We start from the raw sequence: 15,584 nt of genomic DNA on the forward strand, positions 1-15,584 counted from the left end.
TTATTTTTTATTTTTCTTAGCTTTCTTTTTCTTCTTTTTAGCTGCTACCTTTTTAGAAGTATTTTTTGATGCTGACTTTTTGTCTTTGGATTGGTTATCTTTTTGATTTTTCTTTTTAGCCAATAATAAAGGAACGTCCTCATCTTTAGATTCAATACTAGTTGTTGTTTCAACATCTTCCTCTTTATCTTTGCGTCGTTTTGCGAATAAGAGTGGTGAATGTTCGTTATCTTTCAACACTTTTTCATCTGTGTTTTCATTTGTAACTTCCACATCTTCTTCATCTTCTTTACGACGACGTTTTGGTAAGAAGAACGGCGTATGTTTAACTTTATCGAGTGACTCGCCATTATTTAGCGAATCTTTTTCTTCAACAGTAACATCTTCTTCATCTTCTTTTCTGCGACGTTTCGCAAATAAAAGTGGTAAATGTTTTGTATCGTCTAAAGTCTCTTTTATTGAATCTTTATTATTATCTCTTATTTCTAATTCTTCCTCTTCATCTTCTTTACGACGACGTTTGGCAATGAAGAACCAGAAACTAGCTAGTAAACCAGAGATACCCACCACACCAATAGCGTTTTTAATAACATTACCGAAATTATTACTAAAGTGACGCATATGAAGTGGATCAATGTCATCATCTTCATCAAGTTTCTTTTTATGTCCAATAGTCGAACTGTTAAATGGATGATTTGCAGTTCCATAACCAATTGTTAAATGGCTATTAGATTCATTTCCAGTACTTGACGATTGTTTAGCACGATCAGATGTTACAATTTGTACTGCTGAAATTCGAGCAATACCATTGTTCAATGCAGCCTCAACTTGCTGTAATGTATGCGCATTATTAATATCTCTAATTGTTTCAAGCACAATTTCGTTAATTTGATTCATTGCTGCTTGTTTTTCATCAGCTGTGCCAATTTCACTATTTCGAATACTATTTATTTTTTCATTTGAAAAGTCTTTAATTCTACTAATAGCTTCTTGCTTGCGTTTAGCTAGTTCTTTTGCTGTTGGATTAGCTGCTTTCATTTGAGCTTTAAATTGTTCCAATTGCTCACTTATTTCATCGATGCTTTGCGCACGTTGAATCGCTTGAATTGCTTGTTCTTTTAATTGATTTAACTTAGCAATAGCTTCTTGCTTCTCTTTATCTGTTAGATCAGTACGAGCTTTGATTTCATCAATCATATGTTGAATTGCATCTTCAATCGATTTAATTGCATTTGATTTTGCTTGTTCAATCGTAAATTGTTCTGGATTAAATTGTTCAATATGCGCTTGTTCTTGTTGTTGAATTTCTTCAACTGAATGAACATCAGGTGCATTGTTAACATGATCAATTGCTTGTTGTTTAAGCTTATTAACTTCTGCAATTGCAGCTTCTTTTTGTTCCAGTGTTAATGTCACACTATTATTGATTTCATTAATCTTTTGTTGTGCCGCATTTTCGATTGATTCAATTGCCTGTTGTTTGACTACTGACAATTCTTTTTCTACAACTTTTACAGGAACATTAACAATCACTTTTGATCCATCAAGCAATGTAACTTCAACTTTTGCTGTTAAGCTATCAGAAATCGTTGCAGTTGATGGTGTATCGATGACTTCTGCTGAAAGCTGATCAATTAAGTTTATGTGTGCAAGAATATCTTGTTCTGTAATGATGTCATCACGATGTACAATGAGTTCACCATTAACTAGGATTTGCTCAGGTGTTGCTTCAAAAATTTCATTTACAGCAGGTTGTTCATCAACCTCCCATACATGTGTATTTCTAATGTCATCTAAACCTAAGTTTAATCCTCGATTTAATTGATCTATAGTTTGAGCATTCTCAACGTTTTGTAGTGCTCGTTTTTCAGCTTCGTCAATTTCTTTGAGCGCTTTTGCTTTTTGCTCAGGTGTTAAATCTGGATTTGAATTGATTTGATCACGCTTCGCATTAGCTAAGGCTTTTATTGCATTTTTCGCATCTTCTTTAGCTTTCACTAAATCTTTGATGTCTTGCAATGCTTGTGCAAGTTGTGCTTTTGCCTGCTCAATTTCTTCTTTAGTCAGCGCATTGTTAATGTCGTTATGACCTTGTTGAAGTATTTGATTAATTCGATCTTTAAGTGCTTGTTTTTCCTTATCTGTTAGATTTGGATTTTGATCGATTTCGTCAATTAAAGCTTGTACACGTTTATCAATATCATTTTTCGCATCTTCTTTAGCTTTCACTAAATCTTTGATGTCTTGCAATGCTTGCGCTAAACGTTCTTTTGCTTGTTCAATTGCTTCTTTTGTCATCGCATTGTTAATGTCGTTATGACCTTGTTGAAGTATTTGATTAATACGATCTTTAAGTGCTTGTTTTTCCTTATCTGTTAGATTTGGATTTTGATCGATTTCGTCAATTAAAGCTTGAACTTGTTTATCAACATCTTGTTTCGCATCTTCTTTAGCTTTCACTAAATCTTTGATGTCTTGTAATGCTTGCGCAAGTTGTGCTTTGGCTTGTTCAATTTCTTCTTTAGTCATCGCATTGTTAATGCCGTTATGACCTTGTTGAAGTATTTGATTAATACGATCTTTAAGTGCTTGTTTTTCCTTATCTGTTAGATTTGGATTTCGATCAATTTCGTCAATTAATGCTTGAACTTGCTTATCAACGTCTTTATTGGCATCAATTTTTGCTTTTGGTATTTCATTGGCATGCACTTGTTCAATCGCGTGGTTGCCTGCTGTTTGAACTTGAGATACAGCCTGATTACTTGTTGCTTTATTAATGTTGTTGATGATGCTGTTTGCCAATTCTTCTGCTTTATTTTTCGCAATAAGCTTGTCTTGATCCGTCGCATTTGAAGCTTCGATTTCTTTTAGCTTATTAGCTAAAGCTTGATTAATAGATTGAATTGCCTTGTCTTTAGCATCTTGTAGTCGTTGATCACCATTAAGATTATGGATTGCATCATTGACTGCTTGGATTGCGCCATTGATATCATTCACATTTGTGTTATCACTATTTAGCAATGTATTTGCTAGACGTTTGGCATCATCGAAGTTTGTTTTAGCATTATCGTCAGCGTTTTGGTAATTGACAGTTTGCTCTGCATTTGGAATTTCATTGTCAACTAAATGTTTCAATGTTTCCATTGCATCATTTAAGTCAATTTGATTATTAACAATATCTGTTACATCTGATACAGTATCGGCATTGTTAATTGCTTTATGTGCAAGATCTTGTTGCTGTTGATTTAATCCATTTAACGAATTAACAAACGCATTTGCTTTATCTTTGGCATTTGCAAGGTTTTGGTCTCCATTTAATGCATTTTGAGCATCGATAATATTTTGTTTCAATTGCTCTGCTTCAGCTTTTGCAATTGCATTACCTTGCACTTTATCTAACTCATGTGCTGCATTCGCAATTGCATTATCATAATTTGCTTTCAAATTGTCATCTGCATTGATGTAATTTGTGCTGCTGATAACACCAAGGTGCTGTTCGTCAATATATTGTTGTACTGAACCCATTGCATTATCTAATTTAGTTGCTCTATTAATTGCTCGAGATGCTTTATTTAGCGTTTCAGCATTATTAATTTGTTGGATTGCTAATTGTCTTTGAGCATTGTTTAGATGTGTTAATTGATCCAATCTTTGTAATGCTTCAGCTTTACGATTATTAAGTCTTTCTTCACCATTTAATGCTTTCTTAGCTGCAGTGACTGCATCATTTAATTTGATAACTTGTTTTGCAGTTAAGTTTTGACCAGTCGATTTATCAAGTGCTTGTTTCGCTTTATCAACCGTTTCATCATATACTTGTTTGACTTGTGTATCTGCATTGACATAGTTCGTGCTACCTTTCGTGCGTCCTTCATTGTCAGTGATTTCTTGTGACAATTGATCCATTGCACGATTAAGTGCCTTAGCCTCATCTACAATTTGTTGGATTTGATTTAAATCGTTTGATTGATCGATGCGACCTTTAAATCCATCTTGTTGAGCATTGTTTAATGCATTCAATTGGTCGATGTCATGTTTACCATTTGTTTTAGCAAGTGCTACACGTTCATCACCATTTAATGCTTGTTTTGCATTTAAAATATTTTGAAGTGCTTGATCCACTTGTTGCTTATTCGCATTTTGTTTCAATACATTTTCAGCATCAGCAATAGCTTGTTTATAAGCATTTTGTTTATCTGAATCTGCTTGTGTGTAATCTACAGTTTGCTCAACGTTAGCATGTTCATTAACTGCTTGTTGTAATTGATCCATAGATTGATTCAATTGCGTTGCTTGATCTACTAATTCAGCAATTGGTTGAAGTTTCGTCGCTTGATCAATGTTTTGTTTAGCAGTTGCAATTTGATCAGCATTTAAATGTGTTAATTGGTCAATAGTTTGTTTCGCTTGTGTTTTAGCTTCAGCGACTCTCTCATTACCATTTAACTCATTTTCTTTTTCTTGAAGCTTAGTTAATACTTGGTCTACAGCGTCTTTATTCGCATTTGAACCATTAGTTGGATCTGTAATGCTTTCTGCAGCTTGTAACGCTTGATCTACTGCTTCTTTTTTATCAGTTGACGCTTCAGTGTAATTTGGTTGAGCCTTATCTGTATTCACTTGATCAACTTTATTTTTCAATGTTTCCATCGCGTGATCAAGTTCAGTAGCAGTTTGAACATGTTGTGCAACCTCTGTTCTTGTAGGCGCTGCATTTATAGCATCAGTTAATGCTTGTTGTTGTGCATGATTTAAGTTTGGCAATGCATTTACAGTTGTTACTGCTTGTTGTTGATCACGAGCAAGTTTTTGATCACCATGTAGATTATCTTTTGCAGTTGTTACTGCTTGTGTCAATTGTTCTACTTGTGATTTGTCGAGTGTTGGATTACCTGTTTGGTTAATTAAATCTTTTGCATTTTGAACTGCTGCTTGGTAAGCATCTTTTTGCGGTTTATCTTCATTGATAAACTTGCTACCAGATTCTGTTTGTTGTTGATCTTGAATACTATTACGTAATGCTTGCATTGCTTGATCAAGCGCTTTTGCTTCAGCTAATTTTTGTGCTACTTCGCCACGAGTTGCTGCGTTGTTTATTTGGCTTTCAAGTGCTTGACGTTGCGGATTATTCAAACCATTTAATTGATTTAAATCAGTAACCGCATGTTGTTTATCGTCTGCAAGTTTTTGATCACCGTGTAGGTTATCTTTAGCTTGGTTAACAGCTTGTGTCAATTGTTCAACTTGTGCTTTATCAAGCGTTGGATTGTTAGTTTGATTAATTAAATCTTTTGCATTTTGAACTGCTGCTTGGTAAGCATCTTTTTGTGGTTTATCTTCATTGATAAACTTGCTACCCGCTTCCGTTTGCTGTTGATCTTGAATGCTATTACGTAAAGCTTCCATTGCTTGGTTAAGTGCTTGTGCTTCAGTTAATTTTTGTGCTACTTCGCCACGAGTTGCTGCATTATTAATTTGATTTTCAAGTGCTTGACGTTGTGGTGTATTCAAGTTAGACAAGTTATTTAACGTTTCTGTTGCACGTTGCTTATCTTGAGCTAGTTTTTGATCACCATGTAAATTGTTTTTAGCATCTGTCACTGCCTGTGTCGCTTGATCAATGATTGATTTAGCTAATGTAGGATCAGTTGTTTTGTTAATCAAATCTTTCGCGTGTTGTACTGCTTGCGTATAAGCATCTTTTTGCGCTTGATCCTCGTTAATAAATTTACTACTTGCTTCAGTTTGTGGTTGATCCTTAATACTTTCTTTTAATGCTTTCATCGCTTCATTTAATGCTTGCGCTTGTGCAATGATTTCAGCCACTTTATCACGAGTTGTTGCATTATTAATTTGATTTTCTAGCGCTTGTTGTTGAGCTGGTGTTAATTGATCTAAATGATTTAGAGAATTTCCAGCAGTTTGCTTATCTTGAGCTAATCGTTCAACACCATCTAATGCATTTTTAGATGATATTACTGCTTGAGTCGCACTTGATACATTACCTTTATTGATAGTTGGATTATTTAATCCTGCAATGATAGACTCAGCATTTTGAACTGCTTCATCATAGGATTGTTTTTTATTCGGTTCTGCATTGACATATGCACTGCTCGCACGTGTTGCATCTTTGTCAGCAATACTTTGTTGTAATGCATCCATAAGTTGATCTAATGCTTGTGCTTCAGTCAAATCTTGCTTAACTGCTGTTCTAGTTGTTTCACTATCAATTAACGTATCTTCCATATGTTTTTGTGCATTGTTTAGATGTGCTAATTGACTAACCGTTTGCTTAGCATGATCTTTATCATTTTGTAACTTCACATCACCATGTAATGCTGCTTTCGTTGTATTCACAGTTGTCGCTGCTTGATTAATCGCATTATTATCTAATGTTGCAGTTTGTTCATTGATAATATTATTTGCGGCTTGAACAGCTTGATCATAGTTTTGTTGCTCTGGTTGATCTTCGTTGATATATTTGCTATTTGCTTTAGTTGCTGCGTTATCTTGAATGCTCTGTCTTAAACCATGCATTGCTTGGTTAAGCGTATTCGCATTTTGTTCAATTTGATGAACTGCAGTTACTAAAGTTGCAGCTGTAACTTGGTCTTTTAATGCTGTTTTTTGAGGATCATTTAAGCTTGTTAAAGCATCAATTGCTTGCGTCGCATTTGTTTTAGCAACTTGTAAATTATGGTCTCCATTTAACGCTTGAAGTGTTGTTTGAACTTTAGTAATAGCTTGTTCTACTTCTGTTTGGTTCGCATTTTGACCAGTTTGTTTGTTAATCATTGCTGCTGCTTCATTTACCGCTGTATTATAAGCAGTTTGTTTATCAGTATCAGCATTGATGAAGTTACCACGTTGTTCAACGGCTTGATGATCTGCAATCGCATTAATTAAGTTACCCATCGCAGTATTTAAAGATTCTGCTGTTTGTTTGTGACCATTAACTGCAGCAATATCAGATGATTGCGTAATTTGTGATTGTAACTGTTGCTTTTGCGCATTATTCAAATGATCTAATTGATCAAGTCTGTTGTTTGCTTGTTGTTTAGCTGCTGCAAGGTTTTCATCACCATCTAATGCAACTTTCGTATTATTCACTTGTGTCGTTGCACCATTAACATCATCTGGATTCATCGTAGGCGATGTAGTTTGATTAATTATATTATTAGCAGCTGTTACAGCTTGGTTATAGTCATTTTGTCTTTGCGCAGTTGCATCATGATAATCTTCAGACGCTAATGTCGTTTGATTATCCGCAACACTATTTCTTAATAATTCCATCGCATGATCTAACGTTTGTGCTTTTTGATTAATCGTAGTGACATCTGTAACAAGTGGCGCTTGTGTAATTTGACTTTCAAATGATTGTTTTTGTGCATCATTTAAGTGTGTTAAGTTCGCCAATTGTTGTTTTGCTTGTTGTTTTGCATTTGCCAAATTGTCATTACCATTTAATGCTTGTTTCGCTGCGTTCACTTCATTAGTGATGCTTTCAACTTGTGCTTGTACTTCATTAGTACCACTTTGTTTATTCAATAATGCTTCAGCTTTTGCTACTGCCTGTTTATACGCATTTTGTTTGTCAGGATCTGCATTTAAGTAATTACCGTCCGCTAATGTTTGAGCTTTATCATTAATAGCTTGTGATAATTGATCCATTGCTTGATCTAGGCTCGTTGCTGTTTGTTTAACTTGGTTCACTGTAGCAATTTCAGGCGATTGATCGATTTGACCTTTTAATGCTTGTTTTTGAGCATCGTTTAAATGCGTCATCCCACTTACGGCATCTTTAGCATTTTGCTTTTCAGTTGCCAATTTAGCTTCACCGTTTAAGCCATTTTTAGCATCAGTCACTTGAGTTAATGCACGTGTTATTTCATCTGGGTTAAGCGTTGGATTTGTCGTTTGATTGATAATACCTTCCGCTTGAGACACTGCATTTGTATATGCTGTTTGCTTATCGGCATCAGCATCATGATAGTTCTCACTTGCTTTGACAGTATCTTTGTTTGCAATACCTTGTTTCAAGTTACTCATTGCTGTATTCACATTTTGTGCATTTTGTTTAGTTTGTTCAACTGTAGCTAACGCTTGTGCTTGATTGATTTGGTTACGTAATGCATCACGTTGTGGTTGATTTAAATCGCGTAACGTATCAAGATTTGCTAAAGCTTCTTGTTTCGCTTGTGCTAATTTTTCATCACCGTTTAATGCATCTTTCGCTTGATTCATAGTTGTCACTGCTTGTGTTACTGTATCAGGCGTCAATACAGGTGTTGGTATGCCATTTGCGATTTGTTGCGCTTGGTTAGCCGCATTGTTATATGCTTGTTGTTTGTCTTGATCCGCTTGTGTAAAGTCAACTGACTGTGGTACTTGACTGTTCGCTTGAATTTGTTGTTTCAATGTACCCATTGCATTATTTAACGCATCAGCATTTTGCTTAATAGCATTAACACCTGTAACAAGTTCTGCATGCGACACTTGGTCTTTTAATGCTGTTTTTTGTGGTTGATTTAAGTTTGGTAACTGATCAATGGCTGTATTTGCATTGTCTTTAGCAACTTGTAAGTTATGGTTACCGTTTAAATCACCCTTAGCTTGATTCACTTGTTGTAACGCTTGAGCCACTTGTTGTGGATCCACGTTTGCATTTGGTGTACCACTAATTATTTGTTCAGCATGTGCTACCGCATTGTTGTAAGCATTTTGCTTATCAGTATCAGCATTGACAAAGTTACCATTTGCTTTAGTTTGGTCTTTATCTGCAATACCTTGTTTCAATTGTGTCATTGCTTGATTTAAATCATTTGCATTTGTAATCACTTGTTTCGCTGCATCTTTTGCACGTTGTACATTGTCATTACCATTCAATGCTTGTTTCGCTTCGTTCACACGTTGCATCGCTTGTTCCACTTCAGTTTGACTTGCATTGCTGCCATTTGCTTTAGATAAAATACCTTCTGCATGTGAAACCGCATTAGTATAAGCATCTTTCTTAGCTTGATCTGCATCAGTAAAGTTAATGCTATTTAATGTCTCAGTTTTATCTTGTAATGCATTGTTTAAGTTAGTCATAGCATTATTCAGATTTTGAGCATTTTGCTTAACATTATTAACTGTTGCAATATCTGGTGCTTGTTCAACTTGAGTTGTTAGCGCTTGTTTTTGAGCATCATTTAAATGATCTAGTGTACCAAGTGTTGTCTTAGCATCTTGTTTGGCATCAGCTAATTTTTGATTACCGTTAAGTGCTTGATTTGTGTCATTCACTTTAGTTAATGCTTGTTGAATTGTATTTGGATCCATTGTTGGATTTGTTGTTTGTTTTAACAATTCTTCTGCTTTTGTTACTGCATTATCATATGCTGTTTGCTTGTCAGTATCAGCATCGTGATAGTTCTCGCTACCTTTAATTTGTGCTTTATTCGCAATACCTTGTTTCAATTGTGTCATCGCGTCATTAAGCGTTGTCGCCGCTTGTTGAATAGCATTGACGTTTGGTACAAGTGTTGCTTGCGTGATTTGTTTGCTGTATTCATCACGTTGCGCTTGGTTTAAGTTTGGCAATTGATCAATAGCATGTTGAACATTTTGTTTCGCCGTTGCTAAGTTTGTATTACCATTTAAATCATTTTTAGCTTGCGTAACTTTATTTAACGCTGCAGTAATTTCGCTAGGTGTAACGACAACATCAGGCGTAGCACTAATTAATGCTTCAGCTTTCGCTACTGCTTGATTATATGCATTTTGCTTATCAGGATCTGCATTGACAAAGTTACCATCAGCTTTTGTTTGTTCTTTATCTGCAATGCCTTGTTTTAATTGTGTCATAGCATTGTTTAACTCTTGTGCTGTTTGTTTAACATTGTTTACACCAGCTACAGTAGTTGCATTTTGAACTTGTTGTTTTAATGCGTCTTTTTGTGCTTGGTTAAGGTCATTAGAGCTATTAATTAATGCTGTTGCTTCGTCTTTTGCATGTTGAACGTTGGCATTACCATTTAATGCTTGTTTTGCAGCATTAACTTGTTTGATTGCTTGTTCAACTTCAGCTTGTGTTGCATTGCCGCCATTAGCTTTTGAAATGATATTTTCAGCATTTGTAACAGCAGTGTTATATGCTTGTTGTTTTGCTTGATCTGCATCAGTGAAGTTAACTGTCGCTTTCGTAGCATCTTTGTCAGCTATCGCTTGTTTCAAGTTACCCATCGCTGTATTTAAGTTTTGCGCATTTTGCTTAATTTGATTTGCTTCATCAACAGTATGCGCGCCATTAATTTGATCAGTAACTGTTTGTTTTTGCGCATTATTTAAGTTATCTAATGAACCTAATGATTGTGACGCTTGTTGTTTCGCTGCCTCTAGGTTTTCATTACCATTTAATGCATTTTTAGTTGTGCTTACTTGTCCAGCAGCTTGATTGATAACAGTCGGATCTAAAGTTGGACTTGTAGTTTGATCAATAATACCTTGTGCAGTTGTGACAGCATTATTGTACGCATCCTTTTTATTCTGACTTGCATCAGTATAATTTTGGTTTTGTTTTGTTGTCGCATTATCTGCAATACTTTGACGTAATTTGTCCATTGCTGCATCAACATTGTTTGCTTTTTGCTCATTACCTTGTGCTTCTGCAACAGTAGTCGATTGTTGTACCAATTGTTTTAATGCCTCTTTTTGTGCATTTGTTAAATGGCTTAAACCGTCAATTGCTGTATTTGCGTGTTGTTTAGCTTTTTCAAGGTTTTGAGTACCATTAAGCGCTGCTTTTGTAGCTGCTTCATCATTAATACCATTTTGTAAGTTGCTCATTGCTGTATTTAATTCAGATGCCGTTGTAGACACTTGATTTACACCTGCAACTGTTGTCGCACCTTCAATTTGTGATTTCAATGCTTCTTTTTGTGCATTATTAATTGATGTTAGGTTATTCAATGCATTTTTCGCAGTTGTCTTAGCGTTCGCAACATTTTGATTACCGTTCAATTCGTTTTTAGCACGTTGTACATTTTCTAACGCAGTTTCGACACCGTCTTTTGAAGTATTTGGACCTTGTGCTTTATTTAAAATTTGTTCAGCTTGCGTCACTGCATTTGTATATGCATTACGTTTCGCTTCGTCGGCATCAGTGAAGTTAACACCTTGCTTAATCGTATTCTGATCTTGAATACCATTTTTCAAGTTCGTCATAGCTGTATTTAATGCATCCGCATTATTTTGTGCTTGTGTTACTTCATTAACATGCGTTGCACCTTCGATTTGACGTTTCACTGCATCTTTTTGAGCGTCAGTTAAGTCACTTAAGCCGTTCAAATGTTGCTTCGCATTTGTTTGCGCAGTTCTTAAGTTTTCTTGACCGTTTAACGCTTGTTGTTTAGCTGTCACTTGGTCTTTCGCTTGATTAATTTCTTGCGCATTCATTGATGGACTAGTTGTTTGACCAATGATTGCTTTTGCTGCAGTGACTGCACTGTTGTAGTCAGTTTGTTTGTTTTGACTTGCATCTGTGTAGTTTTGACCTGCTTTAATCGTTGCTTCATTCGCAATGCTATCTCGTAGACCTTTCATTGCAGTGTTTAATGTTTGTGCATTATCACGAACAGTTTGAACATTTGGCAACGTCGTCGCTTGACCCACTTGTTCTTTAAGTTTTGCTTTTTGCGGACCATTTAAAGAAGTTAAACCATCAATTGCAGTGTTAGCATTTTGTTTCGCTACTTCTAAATTATGATTACCGTTTAACTGCGTCTTAGCATTCGTTACTTGCGTTGCTGCATTTGTAACATCTGCTGGTGTTAACGTTGGTGTTGGTGTACCACTAACGATATTTTCGGCAGCTGTAACTTTTTCATCATATGCTTGACGTTTATTCGCATCAGCATTGACATAGTTACCACTAGCTTTTGTCTCAGCTTTATCAGCAATGGCACGCTTTAAAGCTGTCATCGCAGTATTTAATTCAGTCGCAGTATGTTCAACACCATTTGCTGCAGATACACGTCCTGCACTTGTTACTTGTGCTTTTAATGCTTCTTTTTGTTTTGTATTTAAGTCCGAAGCATTTGTAATCGCTGTGTTAGCAGCCTGTTTCGCACGATCTAAGTTTTGAATACCGTTTAATGCAGTATTTGCTTGTGTAACAGCTTGCATTGCTCTTTCAACATCTGCTTTAGGTGTATTACCGCCAGCTGTTTTATTTAAAATAGTTGCTGCTGCATTTACTGCTTGAGAATAAGCAGTTCGTTTAGCATCATCAGCATCTTGATAATTTTGACTTTGTAACGTCGTGTCTTTATCACGAATTGATGTTTCTAATTGACCCATAGCACCATCTAATTGTTGCGCTTTGGCTTTAACTGTATTAACACCTTCAACATTTGTTGCTTGTGTAATTTCATTGTCTAACGCTGTACGTTGTGCATTATTAATGTGTGTTAATGTACCTAACGTTTGTTTCGCAGCTGCTTTAGCTTCATTTAATTTCGCATCACCGTTCAACGCCGTCTTCGTACTGTTCACATTTTGCAATGCTTGTTCAACTGCTGCTTTGTCTACATTTTGACCACTAGCTTTTGTTAAAATTGCTTTCGCTGCATTTACTGCTTGATCATAAGCTGATTTCTTACTTGGCTCTGCATCTAGGTATTTCTGAGTTTGTTTTGTTTGTGTCTCATCATTGATACCATTTTGTAAACTATGCATTGCGTTATTTAATTCTGTTGCTTTTGCAGTTTCTTGATTTACACCAGCTACTGTTGTTGCACCATCAATGCTACGCGTTAACGCATCTTTTTGTGCATTGTTAATTGATGTTAAGTTATTCAAGTTGTTTTTCGCAGTTGTCTTAGCTTGAGCTAAGTTTCGCGCACCATTTAATGCCTGTTCTTTAGTTGTCACTTGTGATGTTACTTGCGTAATAGTATTTGGTTCCATCGTTGGGTTCGATGTTTGATTAATGATTGCTTTTGCTGCAGTAACTGCACTGTCGTACTCGTTACGATTATTTGGACTTGCGTCAGTGTAGTTTTGACCTGCTTTAATTGTTGCTTCATTCGCAATACTATCTCTTAAGCCTTTCATCGCTGTATTCAACGTTTGAGAACTATTTTTAACAGTTTGAACACCATCTAATGTAGTTGCACTTTGAACTTGTTCTTTTAATTTTGCTTTTTGTGCATTATTCAATTGTGCTAAGCCGTCAATTGTATTGTTGGCATGCTCTTTCGCTACACGTAAGTTGTTATCACCATTTAATGCTGTTTTAGCCGCATTGACTTGTGATGCCGCACTATTTACGTCATTGACTGTTAATGTCGCATTCGGTGTACCACTAATGATATTTTCAGCGTTAGTCACTTTTGAATCATACGCTTGACGTTTTTCTTGATCAGCATTGACATAATTACCGCTTGCTTTTGTTCTTTCTTTATCAGCAATAGCTGCTTTAAGTGCTGTCATCGCACTGTTCAATTCAGTTGCAGTGTGTTGAACGTTATTTGCATCAGATACACGTTGTGCATTGTTAACTTGTGTTTTTAATGCATCTTTTTGTTTTTGGTTTAAGTCATGTGCGTTGTTAATTGTGTTCGTCGCATTTGTTTTAGCTTGAGCTAAGTTTTGTGCACCATTTAACGCTGCTTTTGTTGTATTGACTTGATTTGCCATGCCATTAATCGCATTAGCATCCATATTTGGATTGTTCGTTGCATTAATAACACCATTTGCATTATTTACAGCAGTATTGTAATTATTTTTGTTGCTGTCAGATGCATCAAGATAATTTTGACTTGTTTTCGTCGTATTATCATTTTGGATACTTGTACGTAATGCACCCATGGCAGTATTTAACGTATTACCTTTATCTTTAACACCATTTACACCTGCTACATTTTGCGCTTGTTCAACTTGATGCTTCAAGTTGTCTTTTTGTAATTGTGTTAAGTTAGGTAAACCATCAATCGTATTTGTTGCTGAAGTTTTCGCATTTCTTAAGTTGTCAGCACCATTTAAAGCCGCTTTCGCTCTTGTAACTGCATTTAATGCATTATCAACGTCTGCTTTAGATGTGTTACCACCAGTTTGTTTATTTAAAATGCCTTCAGCCGCTGTGACAGCTTGCGTATATGCATTTCGTTTTGATTCATCCGCATCAAGATAATTTTGATTTCTTAATGTCGCATCTTTATCATTGATTGAACCTTGTAAGCTATTCATTGCGCCGTCTAATGTATTGGCATTTGTTTTTACAGTATTAACGCCATCAACAGTCGTCGCTTGATTGATTTGGCCTTCTAAGTCAGTACGTTGTGCATTCGTAATATGGTTTAAAGTGCCTAAGTTTTGTTTAGCTGCCGCTTTCGCTTCTGCCAGTTTTGCATCACCATTCAATGCATCTTTCGTACTTGTTACTTGTTGTAATGCACGGTCAACTGCTGCTTTATCTGAATTTGAACCTGTTTGTTTATTTAAAATTGCTTTCGCAGCAGCTACAGCTTGATCATAAGCAGTTTTCTTACTTTGTTCAGCGTCACGATATTTTTGAGTTTGTTTTGTTGCATTTTCATCATCAATACCATGTTGTAATTGACCCATAGCTGTATTAAGTTCATTTGCAGTTTGTTGGATACTTGTTACATTTGCAACACGTTGCGCACTTGTAACTTGTGCTTTTAACGCATCTTTTTGCGCTTTATTTAAGTTAGTAGCACCATCGATGGCATTTGTTGCTGTTTGTTTCGCTTGCGTTAAATTATGTGTACCATCTAATGCATTTTTCGTTGATGTCACTTGTGTAGCGATTTGGTTAATTGCATTAGCATCCATATTTGGATTGCTTGTTGCATTAATGACACCATTAGCACTATCAACAGCATTGTTATAGTTTGTTTTGTTACGTTCTGTAGCATCAAGATAGTTTTGGCCATTTTTCGTAGCTGTGTTATCTTGTATGCTATTTCTTAACGTACCCATAGCACCATTTAATGTGTTGGCACTTGATTTAACAGTATCTACACCTGCAACATTTTGTGCTTGTTGCACTTGTTGTTTCAATTTATCTTTTTGAGCAGTTGTTAAATGTTGAAGTCCGTTTATAGTAGTGTTTGCATTTGATTTAGCTTGCTCTAAATTATGGTTACCATTTAGGGCACCTTTCGCATTAGCAACTTGTGACAACGCGTTTTCAACGGCAGTTTTGTCTAAATTTGATCCACTATTTTTATTTAAAATATTTTCTGCGTTCGTAACGGCTTGAGTATAAGCAGTTTTCTTATCTGAATCAGCATCATGATAGTTTTCACTTGCTAGTGTATTTGTTTTATCATTAATACCATTTTGCAAGTTAGCCATCGCTGTATTCAATTGTGTACTCGTATTAGATACAGCTTCAACACCAGCTACAGTTGTTGCTTGATCAATTTTAGTTGTTAAGTCACGTTTTTGTGCATTATTAATTGACGTTAAGTTATTTAATGCATTTTTAGCTGCATTCTTCGCATTTGTAACGTTTTGATCACCATTCAATGCATTTTTAGCACTTGAAACATTTTGAATAGCCGCTTCAACATCTT

General features: G+C 35.6%; 1 protein-coding gene (running past one end of the window). It reads right to left on the reverse strand.

All coding sequences use genetic code 11. From position 1 onward, the window contains the following. Positions 1-15,584 carry the 3' portion of a hyperosmolarity resistance protein Ebh gene (gene ebh, locus JG553_RS04345; protein WP_001109324.1) on the reverse strand. The gene runs 13,024 nt beyond the window's last position, so only the last 15,584 of its 28,608 coding nucleotides appear in the window; its start codon lies off the right edge, out of view; the stop codon is at positions 1-3.

Source organism: Staphylococcus sp. T93 (assembly GCF_016743875.1).
GTDB lineage: Bacteria > Bacillota > Bacilli > Staphylococcales > Staphylococcaceae > Staphylococcus > Staphylococcus aureus.